The 17,553-nt window shown below is 65.3% G+C and carries 11 protein-coding genes; all 11 read right to left on the bottom strand.

The window, feature by feature from the left end:
• Positions 1-61: 61 nt before the first annotated feature.
• The 11 genes from WME75_RS32100 to WME75_RS32050 all read right to left on the bottom strand — a co-directional run bounded on the left by WME75_RS32100 (position 62) and on the right by WME75_RS32050 (position 17,423).
• Positions 62-1,024 carry a hypothetical protein gene (locus WME75_RS32100; protein ID WP_437479022.1) on the bottom strand — a complete coding sequence of 321 codons (963 nt, stop codon included), beginning with the start codon at positions 1,022-1,024 and terminating at the stop codon, positions 62-64.
• The gene (locus WME75_RS32095; protein ID WP_437479021.1) at positions 1,021-1,794 is read right to left on the bottom strand and encodes a TfuA-like protein; all 774 of its coding nucleotides are present in this window, start codon (positions 1,792-1,794) and stop codon (positions 1,021-1,023) included. Before WME75_RS32095 ends, WME75_RS32100 begins: the two co-directional genes overlap by 4 nt.
• Entirely contained in the window at positions 1,791-3,065 is a 1,275-nt protein-coding gene (locus WME75_RS32090; RefSeq protein WP_437479020.1) for a YcaO-like family protein, read from the bottom strand. Before WME75_RS32090 ends, WME75_RS32095 begins: the two co-directional genes overlap by 4 nt.
• A 19-nt stretch (positions 3,066-3,084) precedes the next feature.
• Complete coding sequence (locus tag WME75_RS32085; protein ID WP_437479019.1) at positions 3,085-3,735, bottom strand: hypothetical protein; 651 nt, start codon at positions 3,733-3,735, stop codon at positions 3,085-3,087.
• 132 nt (positions 3,736-3,867) lie between these two features.
• Positions 3,868-7,353 (bottom strand): serine/threonine-protein kinase, encoded by a 3,486-nt coding sequence (locus WME75_RS32080; protein ID WP_437479018.1) that lies wholly within the window; start codon positions 7,351-7,353, stop codon positions 3,868-3,870.
• Positions 7,354-7,669: 316 nt separating this feature from the next.
• On the bottom strand, positions 7,670-9,559 hold the full coding sequence (locus WME75_RS32075) for a sigma 54-interacting transcriptional regulator (protein ID WP_437479017.1): 1,890 nt from the start codon (positions 9,557-9,559) through the stop codon (positions 7,670-7,672).
• Between the two features lie 681 nt (positions 9,560-10,240).
• Positions 10,241-10,930, bottom strand: a complete 690-nt coding sequence (locus tag WME75_RS32070; protein WP_437479016.1) for a contractile injection system protein, VgrG/Pvc8 family — start codon at positions 10,928-10,930, stop codon at positions 10,241-10,243.
• 578 nt (positions 10,931-11,508) lie between these two features.
• The gene (locus WME75_RS32065) at positions 11,509-12,471 is read right to left on the bottom strand and encodes a hypothetical protein (RefSeq protein WP_437479015.1); all 963 of its coding nucleotides are present in this window, start codon (positions 12,469-12,471) and stop codon (positions 11,509-11,511) included.
• A gap of 332 nt (positions 12,472-12,803) precedes the next feature.
• Complete coding sequence (locus WME75_RS32060) at positions 12,804-15,326, bottom strand: DEAD/DEAH box helicase family protein (protein WP_437479014.1); 2,523 nt, start codon at positions 15,324-15,326, stop codon at positions 12,804-12,806.
• 174 nt (positions 15,327-15,500) lie between these two features.
• A complete protein-coding gene (locus tag WME75_RS32055) occupies positions 15,501-16,097 on the bottom strand; it encodes a hypothetical protein (protein WP_437479013.1) in 597 nt (198 codons plus the stop codon).
• Between the two features lie 168 nt (positions 16,098-16,265).
• Positions 16,266-17,423 (bottom strand): hypothetical protein, encoded by a 1,158-nt coding sequence (locus WME75_RS32050; protein WP_437479012.1) that lies wholly within the window; start codon positions 17,421-17,423, stop codon positions 16,266-16,268.
• Positions 17,424-17,553: the final 130 nt, after the last annotated feature.

Below are 17,553 nucleotides of genomic sequence, written 5' to 3'. Positions count from 1 at the left end.
TCTTGCTCGTCGACGCCGGCGGTGCGCGCCCTGCGCGCGCACCTCGCCGGCGCTCCCCACGTCAGATGCGCACGAAATGGAACGTCGTGCTGAGATACCGGGTCTCCGAGGCGTCGACGTCGGCCGGATCCATGGCCTCGACCAGGTCGGCGCGGTTGAGCGCCAGGAGCCCACGGCGATGCGCGGAGACCAGCCGGGCCTTGAACGCGTCAGCGTCGCCGGTCGCGACGCCGTCCTCGGCGAGGCGCCGGAGCACGTGCGAGATGAAGACCTTGTTGTCCCCGAACCGCCCGCTCTTAGACGCCTGCGCCGCCTCGAGCACGCGCGCGGCGAAGGCAGATTCGTCCGCGGGCAGGGGGGCTGCCTGCGGAGCGAGCAGGCCGCGCGCTTCCGTGCCGAGGGCCGACGCCTTTCTCACGAGCAGGTCGATCGCCTGCTTCAATGTCCCCTGAGGAGGCGCGTCGGCCTGACGGCTCAGCAGGACCCGCATGCCTGCCTCCAGCGTGAAGGGATCTGCCGTCGTGACGCCGATGGCGCTCCAGGCGACCGCGCCGAGCACGCGTGAGAGCGATGGGGCCTGGCCAAGATTGAGGTGGAAGGCGCTGGCGAGGCGCGTCGCGATGCTCGTGGCCTCCACGGTGGGCATGTCAACGGCGATCTCCCTCTGGCCCCTCGCCGCTGACGTCTCCTCGTCGAGCATTCGGGCCGCTACGAGATCCTTGATCTCCGGCCAGGCTACCTTTTTGTGGTGCGCCAGGCGGAGGGTCGCGCGGATGGCCCTTTGACCGTCGCCGGTGATCTGATAGGCAGATCTCCTCACGCGTATGGCGAAACCGGATTGCACGAAGTCGATGAGTTCGTTCTCAATGAGTCGGGTCGTGTCGTTTTGACCTCGCCTACCTTTGAAAAGAAACATCAGCATCTGGGCGATCTCGTGCGGGGTGAAACCCTTGAGGCTGCAGAGGAGCCGGCCGAGGACGTAGGTGCCCAGGCCGGAGAGGGCGACATGTTCGCTGGAGCTCATCGGCCTACCTCCATCGCCCTCGCGGTGGGCTTCGCGGCGCGGCGGTCCACGCGCTCGCGGATCAGTTCCCACGCGTCGGTCGGCTCGAAGTGATAGCGCACCTGCTTCGGCTCGACGGCACCCGTGAAGTGACCGCGCAGGACCTCCAGGAGCGCCAGCGCGTCGGCGCGCTTCTGGTCCACCCGGCCATCCCGCAGGAACTCCCGCAGCGCCGCGGTCTGCTCGCGCGGCACGCCCTCCTCTTCGGCGCGCCGCAGGAGAATCGGATAGCAGCGGTCCGGGTAGAACAGCTGCTGGGCCAGCGCCTCCAGCGGCTCGCGCGTTGCGCCCGGGATCACGCTGGCTCGCTCGGCGGCGCGCAAGGTGGCGCGGATGTTCACCAGCGCCTCGCTCAGCGGGCGATAACCGTCCTCTGCGGGCGCGTGGGCCACGGCGACCTCGTCGTCGGCGTCGAGATCGCCGCGCGCGTACGCCTCGTAGATGGCGCCCACGCCCTCCATGCCGAAGAGCGAGAGCTCGGCGGCGCGCAGCGCCCCCATGCTCGACGCGCCGAGGACGTGGACTCCCTGCGCCATCGCCCAGAGGATCTCCTTGTGGGACACGGACGGGACGCGCTCGAAGTAACCGTCGATGAGGCCGATGGCGACGGGTCTGTTCAGCGCCGCGCGGTAGATATCGCCCTGGGCCGCGGGCGGCAGGAAGATGGCGTCGATCTGCTGCTGGCCCTCCGCTGCCGGGAGGGTGGGACCTGTGAAGATGCAAAGGTTCATGGTCTGCGCTCCGAAAGGCGCCGCTGCGCGCGCGCGCCGGGTATGTAACCGGGGACATCGTCGAGCGGCTCGAGGCCCGGGATGACCACGCGCACCACCGGGATCTCGAGCTCAGGGCGGGTGAGGTCGACAGCGACGATCTGGTGGAGCCCCGCCGTGCGCAGGCGTTCGATTTCCCAGGCGACGTCGTCGTCGAAGGTTTCGCCCGCGTAATCGGGCGCGTCGTCGAAGCCGCGCTGGGGCGGCTCGCCCGCGTGCTCCTCCAGGAAGCGGCTTGCCGCTCGGAGATCGTCGTCGGGCCCGTTGCCGCGGGCGCGGACGTCGTCGCGCACGCCGGTGACGACGGTGAGCCGGCTCTGCGCCGCCTCGGTGATCGCGCGCAGTAGCGCCACGCCGCGGGCGGGGTGACAGCCGAAGCCGACCATCGGCGCGATAGGCCGGTGCAAGTTGGGCGCGCGGTCGACGAGCGTGCAGCAGAAGGCCGGAACGTCAATATCGGATGTGATTTCCCAAACAAATGCGCGCACGTCGGCGCGCTCCACCTGTTCCAAGAGGGCGCGGCATGTCGGATCGTCCACCGTGGACAGGTCGACCCGGGTGCGGCGCTGCTGGTCCCGGCTCGAGAGCTTCCAGAGCGTGGCTGCATCGCGCTCGATGAGCTCGCAGATCGCGTGACTCACGGCCTCGATTGGGTGGTTGCCGGAGGCGAGCCCGTTCGAGCTCATCACGAAGGCTCCGCTCGCGGCGAGCAACGGCAGCGCGTAGTCCGTATGGACGACCTCGAACGGGACCCAGGTGGGCGCGCCCGTCACGAGATCCAGGCCAGCCACCCAGAAGAGGCGGAGATGTTCATGGAAGTCGACGACGGACAGGCGCGGCAGATTGTGAACGTCGAGGAGGCGGTGGCGGTGGCGGAGCTCGCTGACGGTGCCGAGCTTGAGCGGGAGCTGGATGTGCTCGGCGTGCCATTGCTCGATCGACTCCATCACGCCAGAGGCGCGCGCGGCGGCCAGCGTCGAGCCCTTGCCTTGCGAGACCGCGATCGATCGCGCGTTGGGGCGGATGACCATGACCACCGGCACACCGAGCGTGTCGAGGCCGGTGACGTCGGCGATCCGTGTGATGCCCATCGCGGGCAGGAGAGGCCGGACCCTCTCCACCGTCTCATCGGGAGAGACGAGGCGGTGGGTGCCCGCGAGATAGTGCTTGGGCACCGGCGGCGGAGGGCCTGATCGCTGCTCGGCGCTGGCGCGGTTCGTGGAGGTGGTCATGGAAGCCCCGGCTCTCCGCTCAGCGCTTGAAGCGCGACAGGTTGAGGACGTAGCAGTTGATCCCGACGGGGACGGCTGTCGGCTGCGCGAAGTCCGGGGGCAGCCGCTCGCCCGTAGGGTCGGGGCTCATGGAGAGGAAGTTCTTGCGGTGCAGTCCCTCGAGCAAGAGCAAGACCTCTTTGGTCGTCTCGACGAACCCGGGTCTCAAGGAGGGATTCAGGACGAAGCGTCCCCACGATTGGCAGTGGACGACGTAGTAGTCGCCCTCGCGGGTCTCGAAGGTTTCGCCGCTCTCTGCGCGGATCGTGCCTTTCTTGGCGCAGATGACCAGATCATAAGCGGCGAGCCCTCGCGCGCTGCTCAGCTTCGCGCGCGCCTCCTGGACGACGAGATCGTCGCAGGCCGTCTCGGGGAGGTTCTTGATGTTCTTTTCGCATATGACATAGACACCGACGTCGCCCTGGAGAAACTGCACGAATGCTCCAGGCTTGCCGGTCTCCTTGAGGGAGGCGACCTTGGCGCGAATTTCGGGTGGGATATCGCACTCGTTCCAGCGGTTATCTGCGCTCGCCCACGCGCTGGACTCCAGTTGGTAAACGGGGTTCGACTCGCGATCGATGGTGAAGACAAGGCCTCTTTGATCGTTGATGCACTGGATCTCGTCGGACATGGCTCGGCTCCGTTCTCGTTTTGTCATCGCAACTTCACACGCGGTGTGCGCGAGCGCGGACCGGGCGCGGACGGGGGCCGCGCGGCGGGCCTCGGCGCGCCGTCAAGAAAACCGGTTGAGTCGAGGGTCAGCTCACGTGTAGCCGCCGTGGCGGGCGCCGTGGAGCGCCAGCGCGAGCGGCCGGCAAGCGCGGGCCTCGCGGCCTGCTGCGAAGGCGCGAGCTGCCGTGTCGAGCAGCTTGGTGAGCCGCCCCGGCAAGCGTTGCTGCCGCGGGTCGAGCACCGCACGTACCTGCGCGATGGCGCCCTCCAGGCGACCACGCGCGAGCTCCACCCGGCAGAGCGGCAGTCTGGCCAACCACTCGAAGGGGTAGACGAGGGGGAGCGGCTCCCAGCAGGCGAGAGCCTCCCGGCCTGCCTCCTCCGCCCGCGCGAGGTCGCCGCGCTGGAGCGCGCACCACGCGAGGGTGCCCAGGGCGGCTCCGGCGTACTCGCGGACGTTCTCAGCCCTTGCCAGCTTCAAGGTCCGCTTGGCCAGGTTCTCGGCACCCTCGACGAGGTTCCGCCTGCGCTGGATGACCGTGAGATAGGTCAGGCAGCGCGTCATGACCTCGAGGTCGCCGCTCCGCTCCGCGATCGGAAGCGCGTCGCGCATCTCGGCTTCGGCCTCGTCGGGATCGCCGTACAGCATGCGGACGATCGCGAGGCTGCAGCGAGCGGCCAGGGCCCAGTGGCCTTCGGGCGGCGCGTCCGCGGCGTGGTACGCCGCGACGCACTCGTCGGCGTAGCGCAGCGTATCGGCGGACGCGACGAACCGATCGCGCTGGATGCCCCGCTGCGTCAGCGCGTGGAGGTAGTGGGCGCGGTGCAGCGGTGTCCCCCTCTGCTCCAGCACGGGGCGGACGGTCTCGATGAGGGCGTCCAGCCGGGCGAGATCGGCGAGCCAATAATGCACGGAGATGCGATCCAGATGGATCTGGATCCACTCGTTCCACCACGTCTGGGCCTCGCCTGAGGCTCGCTCGGTTTGCTCACCGAGGGCGGTCTCCGCCTGCCCATAGCACTCGAGCGCCCTGGCGTGCTGGTGGTGCATCTCCCAGGTCTTGCCGACCTTGCGGTGGAGCCGAGCGTGGTCGACGCGGGAAGTGGCCGAGCCGAGCGCCGCGCCGTAGGCATCGCGGGCCTCTGCCTGATGCCCGATGAGCCCGAGCACGTCGCCCAGCCCCTCGTGGAGGTCGGCGAGCGCTGCGGGCGCGACGCCAGCGGTCGAGAGGGCGTCGATGGCCAAGCGGTAGAAGCGGACGGCGTCGCGGTTCGCATAGACCTCGGCGGCGCGCTGCGCGGCCTGCGCGAAGTGCGCGCCGGCCTTGCCGTGGAGGCCTGCTCCCGCGAAGTGGTGCGCGAGCACCGGCGCCTGGGCGCCGCGCGCCTCGAGCGCCTCGCCGGCGCGCCGGTGCAGCGCGGCCCGCGCTCCCGGGTCGAGCCGGCTGTAGACCTTCTCGCGCAGCTTGTCGTGCACAAAGCGCAGCCGTGCTGTCTCCGTCTCCTCGAGGATTCGCCGCGCCCGGAGTTCCGCAACTGCCCTGGTGGCTGCGTCTTGTCCGCGTGGGCCTGCGAAGAGGAGCTCGTCGTCGAGCTCCTGTCCCAGCACCGCCGCCCACGCCGCGACCTCACGCGCCTCCGCATCGAGCAGGTCGAGCCGCCGTCCGAGCAGCTCGTCCAGCGTGTCCGGGATCTGGAGGGACGCGAGCGCCGCGGCGCCGCGCCCCTTGAAAGAGAAGCTGCCGCCCTGGTCCCGCTGGAGTTCCCCTGCGTCGAGGGCCGCGCGAAGGTACTCGGCGACGAAGAAGGGGTTGCCGTTCGCGTTGCAGATGAGCGCGTCGAGCACGGTCCGGGGCGGCATGCTCGGCGAGAGCATGCCCACGACCATGTCCTCGATGTCGCGAGCGGCCAGCTTGTCGAGCCGGATCGAGGTGGCCCCCGGGACGTGCGCGATATCCTCGAGCTCCGGGCGCGTCTCCTCCATCCGGTAGGTGCCGATGATCAGCACGCCACCGCGCTCGTCGGGCTCGGCTCGGGCAAACGCATCGAGCAGGGCCAGGGTGAGATCATCGGCCCACTGCAGGTCGTCCAGGAGAAGGCAGAGCGGCCTCGCCTCGGCCAGCGCCCGAAGGGTCTCCCGCAGCGCGGAGACGACACGCTTCCGCGCCTGCGAGGGCGGCAGGGGCGCCGGCTCCGACGGGCACCCGAGCGCTCGCAGCTCTGGCACGTAGGCTGCGAGCACCTCGCGGCGCCCGCCGAAGAGCCGGTCTGCTTCGGCCTCGGATGCGCGCGCTTGATCGACCGCGGCCAAGAGCGTCGTACGCAGCGGTTGCAGCGGGGCGGCCATCGCCGCCGTCGCACCCGCCTCGCCGGCCCCAGGCGCAACGCACAGGCCCGAGAACACCCGGAGCGGCAGGCCCTTCGCCAAGACGGTGCGGCTCACCTCCCGCACGAGCCGCGTCTTGCCCGAGCCGCTCTCCCCGCGCACCAGCGCGATGCCGCCTCGCCGCTCGGAGGCGGCGCGCTGGGCCAGCACCTGCAGCTTGCAGACGGCATCGGTGCGGCCTGCGAGCACGGGCCGGTACAGGTACACGCGCGGCGGCGGACCGTCGTCGCGCTCGGCCGCCGCGCCCAGCGCGACGAGCTTTGTGGCGACGTCGGCGGCGTACTGGACCCGACGCTGTGGATTCTTCGCCATGAGCGCGAGGATGAGGTCGTCGAGTGCTGCGGGGAGGGCCGTGACAAGAGCCGAGGGGCGCTGAGGCGGGGCGGAGCGGTGCTGCTCGCAAAGGGACGAGGCGTCGCCAAGGAAGGGAGTTCGTCCCGTCACGCACTCGTAGAGGATGCAGCCGAGCGCGTAGAGATCGGCGCGCGCGTCGACCGGTTCCCCCTGGAGCTGCTCCGGGGCCGTGTAGGCCAAACTGCCGGCGAGCGGATCCACGTCGAGCTCCTCGCGGCCGGCGCCGCCGAAGTGAACAGCGATCCCCAGGTCGACGAGGACAGGGCGTCCGTCGTCCTGGAGGACGATGTTCGCGGGCTTGAGATCGCGGTGCACCAGGCCCTCGCCATGCAGGTAGGCGAGCGGCGCGCAAAGGCGACGGAGCAGCGTGAGCATCGGGCCGAGCGGGCGCGCGTCCGCGCTCGCTACGGGCCCATCGGTGCGCAGGCGGACGCTGGCCGCAACGGACCCCGAGGCTTGCGCGGGAACGGTGATCGCCGCCCCCATGCCGGCGTCCTTCGGAAAGGCAGCCGCGATGTGATCCCGGAGCGTGCCGCCCCGGAGGAGCGGCATCGCGACCCAGGGCACCCCGCCGGTGACATCCTCGTCGAGGAAGCGAACGATGCCAGGGTGGTTCAAGCGGCGGAGCACCCGCGTCTCACGGCGTATCGCGGCGAGGTGGTCGGCGTCGTTCACGCCGCGCACCGTCTTGATGGCCACTTCCTCGCCTGTCAGGGCGTGTGCGGCGCGGAAGACGACGCCCATGCCGCCTCTGCCGAGGTGTTCGATGATCCGGTACGGGCCGAGCTGGCGAGGCTCGTCCGGTGCGTCGCTGGCTGTTCCCTGCTTGTCGCTCATCCGAGAGCAGGAGGCTACCGCAGCTTCGACGCCGGCCTGGGGTCCTATCCTCCGGGGAGACCTCGCGGCAGACGCGAGCCCTTGGAGGCATTCCCCCTCAGGTCTCCTCTGCGGCATCGTCGTGCTGCCTTCGCTCTTCGCGCTCACGTCGCGGACACTCAGCACGTTGCATGCCGAGCCAGGCGCGTCGCGGATCCCTGCGAAAATCCGCATCGTTGCTCATCGCCTGCGCGGGGCGCTGGCCAAGGTTCGCCACCGGCGGGCCAAGGTTCGCCACCGACGGGCCAAGGTTCGCCACCCGGTCGCCAACGATGGCCTATCGCTTCGGGAGCTTGATGCCGAAAACCTTGATCTTGTGCCTCAGCGTACCGCGCGGGATTCCGAGTCGCTCCGCCGCTCTCATCACATTCCCCCCCGTCTTTAGGAGCGCATCCTTGATGAGCTGTGCTTCCGTACGATCCCGCTCTGACCGGAGTTTGCCGCCGGTCGTTTGTTTCTCGGCGAGATCCGGCTGCAGAACTGCCATAGGGGCACCTTCGGCTCCCGCCGGTAGGGCGTTCGCGAGCAGACGCGGCGGCAGATCCTCCAGCTGGATTTGATCGCCCTCGGCCAACACGACGGCGTGATCGATGGCGTTGCGGAGATCGCGTACGTTCCCCGGCCAGCTGTACGCGCGGAGCAGCGCCATCGCCTCGGGGGCGATGCCACGCACGCTGCGGCCGTTGTCATTGTTCGCGCGTTTCAGGAAGCGCTCCACAAACGCCTCAATTTCATCAGACCGCTCGCGCAGAGGACGCATCTCCAGCTCAATCGTGTTCAGCCGAAAAATTAGATCCCCGCGAAACTGGCCGTCCTCGACCATCGCCTTAAGGTCGCGGTGCGTGGCCGAGATGACCCGCACGTCGATTTTCGTCTCTTGGGTCGCGCCGACCCGGCGGATGCTGCGCGTTTCGAGCGTTCGGAGCAGCGTCTTCTGCACTTCCGGGTCTAGCTCGCCGACCTCGTCGAGGAACAATGTCCCTTTGTCAGCTGCCTCGAAATAGCCTAGCTTTGACTGATCAGCACCGGTAAAAGCGCCCTTTTCGTGGCCGAAGAGCTCGCTCTCGACGATGTTGCTAGGGATAGCGCCGCAGTTTACTGCGACGAAGGGCTTGCCTGAGCGCGGACCGCGCTCATGGAGAAAGCGCGCGAGCACCTCTTTGCCCGCACCGGTCTCGCCCTTGATATGTACGGGAACGCGCGCCGAGGCCACGCGCTGGGCCTTGCTGAACAGCTCTTGCTGAGACGCGCCGATGATCGGGGCGTCGAAGATGTCCACGTCCCCCTCCGACCTTCGGCTGGTCGACGCATCAACGACGGGACGCTCCAGGGTCGCGCGGCCCGCCGCCTCGCGTGCTCGGTCGACGAGCTTCTGTGCCGAGCTTCCGGCTTTTTTGTAGACGGCCAAGCCGACGCGGCGAACTCCGCCTTGACCGGCGCCGTAGGCGACCCCGCTTGCCATCCGAACGGCGTCCTCCGCGCTCGCCTCGGGTAGCAGGATCAGCGCGGTATCCGGCCTGCACAGATGCACACGATCAACAGCCCGCAGATTCGCCGGGAGCTGCATGGCCCACGATCCGGACCTGGCGCGGGCTATCTCCGTTTCGCCAGGGCGGACTGCAAAGATCGCAAAACTTCGGTTCAAGCACTGCGCACGCGCGAGCTCCACGTCGAGCTCCCGATAGAAGGCCGCTTCGCCCAGCACAATCGGCGTGGCGACGGGACCGAGAGCGACGACATGAGCGCTGACGTTTCCGAGCATGGCCTCGCCGCCCGGCGTGAGGATGGCAGGCCTGTCGATCCGCTCGCGGTTCACCCAGGTTCCGTTCGTGGAGTCGAGGTCCTCGACGAGGACGTAGCCGTCGACAAGCGTGAACCGCGCATGCGGCTGGGAAATGATGGGGTCGGGGATGCACAGATCCGCGGGCGCGCGCCGGCCGATGACCATCGACGGCTGGTCAGGCTCGATCCGCATCGCTTCGACACCACCGCGATGGCAAAACAAGACGGAGACGCCGCGCGGCCGCGGTCGTGAGGGCGGCCCATCCCCGCCGCCCGGGAGCTTCTCGGTGCTCGTGTCGTTCCGTCCGTCGTCGTGCCGCTGGTCGTCCATGGCTGCCCCCATCGCGAAGATTAGACGCGCAACCGGCCCGACGTCGACGCTCAAGATGACCGACGGGCCCCCCGCCGCGCTCGCCTCCGGCGGTGATGCTCTGCCCGCCCTATCCTCCGCTGCAACAGGATTTCTCCGCGCTGCTCCGACATGGAATCCGCGAACAGCGCTCCCCCTCGGACCCGGCGGAGCGGGTGGACACGTCGCGGCGGGGAGGCAGCAGGCCCACACGGCGGGCGAACCGCACGGAACTGCCGAGCGCGCCGGCGGCATGGCGCGACGCGTCCCGTCTGTCCTCGATCGGATCGCTTCCTGGCAGCACCACGGCGCTGTGCTGTCCGCGGCGCCGGCACGTTTCCTCGACCGAGAGAGGCCGGGCGAAAAGAAGGCGACGGAGCCCGCGACGCTGTCGCCGGCCCCGTGATCGCGGAGCGCCTTCTCGGGCGCGGGCGGCGCATCTACCAGCGCGAGGCCCCTGCGGCGCATGGCGCGGGCGAGTCGCGGCCCGATCAGCACCCGCACGCCGGGCCTGGCGTCGTAGGCATCGGCGGAGCGTTCTCGCGTCGATCCTCGACGGTGCTGATGATTGTGTCGGCGGTGGCGAATTGCTCGCCGCACCGAGCGATGCTGGGGCAGGTGAGCCCGGCGCGTAGGACAGCGCGGCGCCCGGGCGGTTTGCTTCCAGCAGTGACCGACGTCAACTACTCTGGCTCTCTCGCACTTTTGCGGAAAGGTTCAGTTGAGCCGGCTCGCCACCTCTGGGATCCGCGAACAAACCGATGGAAGAGGCCGGCTGCTCTCGCGTCGTGTGCAGCAAAAGTGCGGGAGAGCCGAAGTTACTGTCGCTTGACAAGGCGCATCGCTCAGGACGAGCCGGCTCAGCTCGACTCCCGCGCGCCCGCTGTCCTCGCCGTGTGCGAAGCAGAACGAGATGCCCGCCTCTTCGAGCAAGCGGCTCAGGAAGGCGAAGTCGGTCTCGCCGTACTGGACGCGGTACTCGTACGCCGGATATTTCGCCCCGAGGAGGACATCCGGCTGGATCTCCCACTCGCCAAGGATCCGGAGAACGATGTCCGGGATCGTGAGGTGCTGAAAGATGCGGCTGCTGCTCCGGAGCGTCGTACGGAACAGCCAGGGCACGATGTGCAGCCGGTAGGTGGAGAGCCCCGTCGGCTCGGCCTTCACCTGCTCCATGTCAGCGCCCAGGCCGGCCCAGACCGGCGCTGGCGAGAGGGGGTGCGCCGTACCCGACTCGGCCTTGAAAGCAGCGGCCTTGCCGACGATGCTGTCGAAGTCGAGATCGTCACGTTCGGAGGCGGCCAGCACGCAGACCTCGAAGAGCGATGACATCCGCTCCCGGACCGAAAAGCGGCGCACGGAGAGCGACGCTTCCTTCGAGGCGAACGAGAGGGAGAGGTTCGGCATGATCTCGGCGCAAAGGATAGAGCCCGCCGCACGAGACCGGCAATTTGCCGGGATCGGCCGTGCCCGAGCGCCATGACGTGGGCGCCCCGTTGAGAATCAAGCTGGTTGATGCTATCTCGCTCGGGCTCGTTGATGGTCATCGCGCCGGTGAGCGGGCCTCGGTCGCGCGCATGATGGTTAGCCCATCGCCGGCCTGAGGTGCCGGGGTGCTCGGACGCGCCAAGGGTTCCCTCGCAGGATTCGGCGGCTGCGCACCGGCGGGCGCGTCGCGTGGGCGATGGGAGGACGGAGCCTCTGGCGGGGGGGCCGGACACCGGATGGGCGATGGCCATCGCACGCGTGAGCGAACCATCGTCCTACCTGAGCGGGCAGGGGGCTCCACCGATCATTCACCGGTAGCGCTAACAGCCTGGCACGACCGAATCGACAGGGCCCCGGAGCTGGTCGCGAACTCCGAACGGGGCCGCTCGTGAAGAATTTGCGACCGAGTCGCGCATGTCGTGCATCTCTCCGCAAGCCGGCCCCGGCGACAGTCGCGCCAAGACGCGAGTGTTCGTGTCCGCCGAACGGATGGGGCCTCACCCGCGGCGCGGAGCGCTGCCGGGTGCAGGCCCTTGTTGGGCAGGCTTCCTCCCAACAAGGATGGATCTATCGCAATATGGACGGTACGCCTTCCACCAGATTCCCCCGTTCTCATGTGGCGTCAGCTGCAGCGATATCACTTGAAGCGGCTTCGGAATCCCGAGCCATTCCATGACTACCGCCGCCTTTGCGATCATGTCTGATGCCCCCTGATCTGTGCCGCGATGGTACTCCAAGATAGCCGCTGCGAGTAAATCGGGCACTGAAAGGAAGTCACGAAGCGCGGATGTGCCGAGAGCTGCTTCAGTGGTGATCTCAACAATCCGTTTAAACCCCGAATACTTTTCAATAATTGCGGGCAGCAGGCGGCTCGCAGATGTTCGTCGAAGCGTTCCATCGAGGATGTCATCATTGTCACAAATCCATCGTAAGTCGCTTCGCCCGCCAGTGAGTAGCGCATGCATGAACCCTATGATGTGCATCGTCCGTAAGGCGTCCTCGAGCAGTCGTCCTCCACTTCGTGTCTCCGACCAGTCGCCGAACCCCGAGTCGGCGATCTCTCTGAGAATATCGAGGCGTTCCTGCGGAGTGTTGACCTTGAACGCGGACACCACGTCGATATCGGCGACGAGGATCACCACTACCCCTCGCAACCTACCAAGCATCCGAAGCCATTCATCGAGCACACGCCAGCGTCTCTCGTCGCGGAGGGACTTGTACTCAAATCGCCGTCCGTCCTGGAGACCGTGCTCTTTACGGAATCTCCGAATGGTCTTCGTGAGGCTTGTGGCAGCCTTCTCAGAGGTGAACAACAGCACGGAGGTTGCCCAGCGGCCGGACGCTCTTGCGGAGAAGTCCGAAAAGACCATCAGCTTCTTCGTGCGCGACTCATCCAAAATCCGGAAGTGCTCGGTCCGGCGAGCTGCTTCAATGCCCTCCAGGAGCCCCTTGACGAACATGGGTAGCTCATCTTCCGGGGGTAATGTTCCAGGAAGGCGCACGAGTTCACTTGTAGTTCGTACTCGGACACCGGCCCCGGCAGGGTTTGCGAGCTTGGCGAGGACGCTGCCAATCACTGGTAGCCGCATCTTTGGTCCTAGTTATAGACGAACTGACGGCGCGAAGCAACGCTCTCTCTCCCTCAAGGCACAGGCATCTGCGCGGCTCCGGAACTCGCGAGCTGCTCAACGACTCGCAATCAGCCGCGGGGCGTGCAGCCGCGCGAGGCGCGGCTGCACGGATCGCCGGCTGCATTGCGGAGTTGAGAGCCGATGGATGCCGTCGAGATCGCCTACTTCGTGAGAACCTTGGTGTATGTACCGGAAAATTGATTAGCTGCGAGTTTGTGAGCCATCAACAGTTGCCCAACCTCCTCCGCGGTCCAGAGGATGGGCTCCTTCTGAACCAGGGCTGCAACAAATCGATCGAGATTATCGACGAGGAGCGTCAAGCCTTCGGGCGTGATGACTCTCGTTCCTTCCGGGAAGTACGCGTCGCGCTCCATTTGCGTCTTGCGTGCCACGACGATCGGAAAGCCAAGCCGTTCGGCGTAGACCTCCTGGAACCATTCCATAGAGGAAAGAAGTTGCCCACCGTCCACCTTAGGCAATTTGTCCTGCCGATCATTCTTGGCCTCAATGATCCAAGAGAATTCAGGCCAATCCCACAGGTCATCAGGGCCTCGCCGATAGGTCTTTTCAGGGCGAGTACCATTTGCACCAAAAATCGCCGCCACATCCATGAGCGCCTCCTCCAGAACGCGAGGCTTCGCGTCGAATGACAGGCCAGCCTTCAGTTCGGCGAGCGCAGCAATTGCCCCATTGGGATGATCGAATGCGCTGTACCAAGCGAGGACAACGTTGCCGACAGTGGCACCACCCTTAGCTTTTTTGATAGATACTCCACCGGGTGGAGTGCACATGTCGTTATTGTACTCGAACGCAGCGACTTGAACTTTGAGGCCCTCAGCCGGATCATAAGAGTACGCGTAGTTCGCCTTTCGCTGCAGAAGCCAGCCCACCTGCTCCGGCGGCGGCTTCAACGTGTTGATGGCTGCACCGAGAATCGAGACGGCCTTGCGTGCCGCATTCGACATGGCGGCACGCTGAGCCGCCTGCTCGGCGGCGGCCACTCCAATCTGCTGAGCGTCAGGCTTGTCTGCGGTCTTCGAAATCTTCTTCTTAACTTGCTTCTCGTAAAAGCCCTTCCAGCCAGAATATCGATTCAGACATTGAAGAGCCGTCTCGTGCACGACCACGTGGGCACCGCGCTTGTCATACTTGGCCATGGTGGTCAGCTTCTCAGACGCCTTGAGTTGCTCCCTTGTGGAAGAGCCCATGAGTTCAACAACGTCTCGCTTCGCGAGAAAGTGCACGAGGTCCGGTCCCGTCAACACGACGACGGCGTAGTCTACTTGTGAACGAACGGCCCGTCCCATTCCCTGTTCGACTCGATAGATCCAACGCCGGTATGCCCCACCCGTTCTCCCCGCAGTCTTGCGATCCAGGTCCTCGGTAATGCCCTGACCGACGGGCATTCCGTCAAGAACAAGGATCCGGCACGACTCGTCGGGTAGATCCACACCGTCATACCGCTGAGCGAATGCGGCGAAGGAAAGCGTTCCAGCGCGGAGGCGTTCGACTGATGCGCCCACTTCGTCGCCGATGGCGACGGTGGCTCCGACTGTCTCCCAAACCTTCGCGATCTTCTCGCTGGGGGTCAGCACGACGACCCGATAGCTTGAAGCCAAGCCTTTGCACCATTCCATCACCCACTTCCGGTCGAGCCTCGGATCGATCAATGATGGGGCGAGAACCATACGTTCGCCAACGCCTTCATCTGAAGGCGCCACGATGGGGGTCGTTGCCGCATCCGGATCGCATCCCAGTTCGCGCACCAGTGCAGAATCATCAGACAACGTTGCCGACATGAATAGGCGATGCGAAGCCTGCGCATACGGTTTCGCGAACTGTACGGCCGGTACGTCCGGAAGGATCTCCACGGCGTTGCCCGAGATAACACAGCGACACCAACGCAGACAGTCGCGAAGGTACCCCCACTTGAAGAGCAGGGCCTTCTTTTCTCCCTTAGCGCTCGCTTCGAGCTGATATCGCTGTTCGAGGATCGGCCGCAGCTGATCGACGATGGGTGCCCACAGCCAGAACGGTACCTCCAAAACGGCTTGGTCGTCTTCCTGTTCGATCCCTTCCCACACTCCAGGTTGATTTCCCTTACAGGGTGCCTTGAGAACGGCGAACACGTTCTTGTACAACTCAGCGTGGTCAACTCGACCGATCCGAATGGTAAACGCGTCGCGCACCTCCTGAATCCCAGAATGGGCGTCGTCGAGAACGATCGCCTCCGGCACGATATTGACATCGTTGCGATCGAAGGTGGTCTTGGCATTGAATAGCTTATCGTACGTGCAGACGATGATCGCCTTGCCCGCCGTTGCGTCCGGATCAGGATGAGACTGTTTGGGCGGGTAGTACGACGCCTTGATGGATAGGTTGTCAGCCTCGCGAAGCACCTGGTGGACCAGTTGCGTCGTAGGGCACAAATAGACAACCGGTCGACCCGTTCGCAGCATATGAGAGTAGAGAAAGACCAAGGCGACGGTGGTCTTCCCGTACCCAGTGCTCATCTTGAGCACCAGGTCGCGTTTCTGGAGTTGTTCCGTCAGGCCAACGAGCGCCTCCTTTTGCGGGTCCCGCGGAGTAACGTGTGATGCCTTTCGATCGAGAGAGCCGAAGAGTGCCTTGAGATCGGAAACGTCAGGCTTCGAATCGTCATCAGTGTAGGTGCTAAAGTCCATGTCTTCCTCCAAGGCCCACCATCGGGTCGTTTGTGCCGGCTGTGGTTCTGGCTCGCGGCGGCTCGGTCGCATGGCTCGGCTGTCCAACGACCTGCGGGTGTGCTGAGGGGCGCCGTGCCGAGCGCAGCGAGGCTCGGCGCACCGTCAGCACCAGCCGCTTGTTGGGCGGCTGCGTCACGTTCGATCAACCTTGATGCCAACCTCCATTGCCGTCTGAGCAACGATGGCGAGCATCGGCTCCTTCAGCTCATCCGGCGGCACGAGACGGCGCAGGCGTCTCCAGTCACCGCGCCGAGTCGACATCGCGTGGAGAAGGTCACGTCGTCGAAGCCACTCGTCGACCTTGCTCTTCAGGAGCTTTTCCACCTCCTTCGTTGCTGAACGCGTGAGGGTACGGTCGTTCGTGAGATCGAGAACGAGGGCGAGCTTGAGGCACTCTCGATAGGTGTGCCCAAACTGGTCTTTGCGGGTTCGGTGCAGATGGTCAGCGTCCTGTCTTCGTCGTCGGAGGAAGCCATCCTGAAACTTCCCGGGTTTTAGAGAGGCTCCGTGTGGGTCGATAAGCAGCATGCCTTCGCCTCCACGCGCGAAGTTTCGGTTCTTGTCGTACACCGGCAGCGCTGCGTCATTTTCGAAGTACTGAACGTAGAGGCCGTGGCCAATGCCACAGACCCAGGGCTCGAAATGCGCCGTGATCGCAGATCCACTGCTACTCCACGGAATCTGTGGATTCAAGAGCGCTTGGGTTAGGTCATAGATCATCGGCGCCATTACTTTCGCATCGACGTCCGCGCTTAGTGTACCCGCGGTCGGCCGGCGCTGCCGCCCAACGGCCAGGCTTGTGCCGCAAGCGTGTGCGCGCAGCGCATCCGCTCGTCGGAACCAAGCGCTGGTTAGCCGGCGCAGTTGAAAGTCTATGAAAATACTTTGAAGTATTCGTCATAATACAACCAGGTCAACGGGACGAAAGAACTCGATAGGGCCGGTCACTGTGCCGTCTGCAAGCCACGTCAGCTGACTCGGCCTTGATTGGTCAAAGTCAAGGACAGGCAGTTCATTCAAACGCGGCCAGTCGCCACGGACAGCAGCAGAGAGTCCCTGAGCCACGTCAAGCTTCAAACCGACGAAAGGCGCGTGACCTTGGCCGAGTTCGAACGTGTCATGTGCCCAACCATTTTTCACCAGCTTGGGCGGGCGGTGGCCGGCACGCAACATGTACCCACCAATAAAGCGCACCCCATCCAGCGGCGGCACAAGACACTCCCACGCCACCACTTGAAACACGAGCTCATCGGGCATCACGAAACCATGGCTCAGGGCGGCAGAAAGCAGAGGAAGGTCCAACTTTGACATTACTCTGCCATAGTGTATTGCGATTGCTCCCCTATGAAGCCCTGCGTCCCGTTGTGGCTCGTAGTCGCGCTCACCGATCGTGGGTGGGTCTTCAAGATAGATGGCACTGCGCGTCGAGGCGCGATTTTCTACTGTAGCGAAGCGCGTTCCGGCAATAAAAGTCTTCAGCCGAAGCGTCCCTGCATGCTGGTCTACAACTCGAATGCGGCCGAGCTGAGCTCGCCACTCAGAAAACTCTGCGCTATCGAAGGAGATCGCGGAGAACCGACCCTTTGCCTCGGCGATGCAGGGCCGGTCCACCTTCCTTGCGCACAGATAATCTGGGACGTCACCTTTGACTACACGCCGGATCGACATGCCGCCAAAGGCGGGATGCGTTGGCTTGTCGAGCACGTCTCGCATGTGGGCAAAATAGACCATGCCAAAGTGGTCATGAAGAATCCATCGACAAAATGCCTGTCCCAGTTCTGTAGAAATCGCGTGTTTTCGCGTCGTGCTCGCATCGGAAATGAAGGTACCGAAGCGAAAGTCCGGGCACTCGCAACTCAGCAGTTGGGCGTACTCAAAACATGTTGGGTCCGGATCCGGCGGCGCAGCGCCGTAGCCATCGAAGAAGTAGTGATGGTAGAGCCTTCCAAGGTCAACTGGCACAGCAGTCGCGGGCGTATTCGACGCAGGCGAATCTCTGAGACCGGCCGGGACCTGGCTGACGTCCTTAAGATGAATTGAGATTGTTCGCTGCATGCTCAGAGTTCCAAAGCCACATGGTTGTGAGCGACGCCCGGCTGCTAACGGGCGTCACGATCCGTCGGAGTCGAAGGAAGAGGACGGTGCCTTGCGGAAATGCAATGCGTCGCTTCGTCCGTAGCCATGG

Source organism: Sorangium sp. So ce1014 (assembly GCF_051521505.1).
Classification (GTDB): Bacteria; Myxococcota_A; Polyangia; order Polyangiales; family Polyangiaceae; genus Sorangium.
Note: the sequence above shows the minus strand (reverse complement) of the source record. Positions and strands in the feature narration are given on the sequence as shown.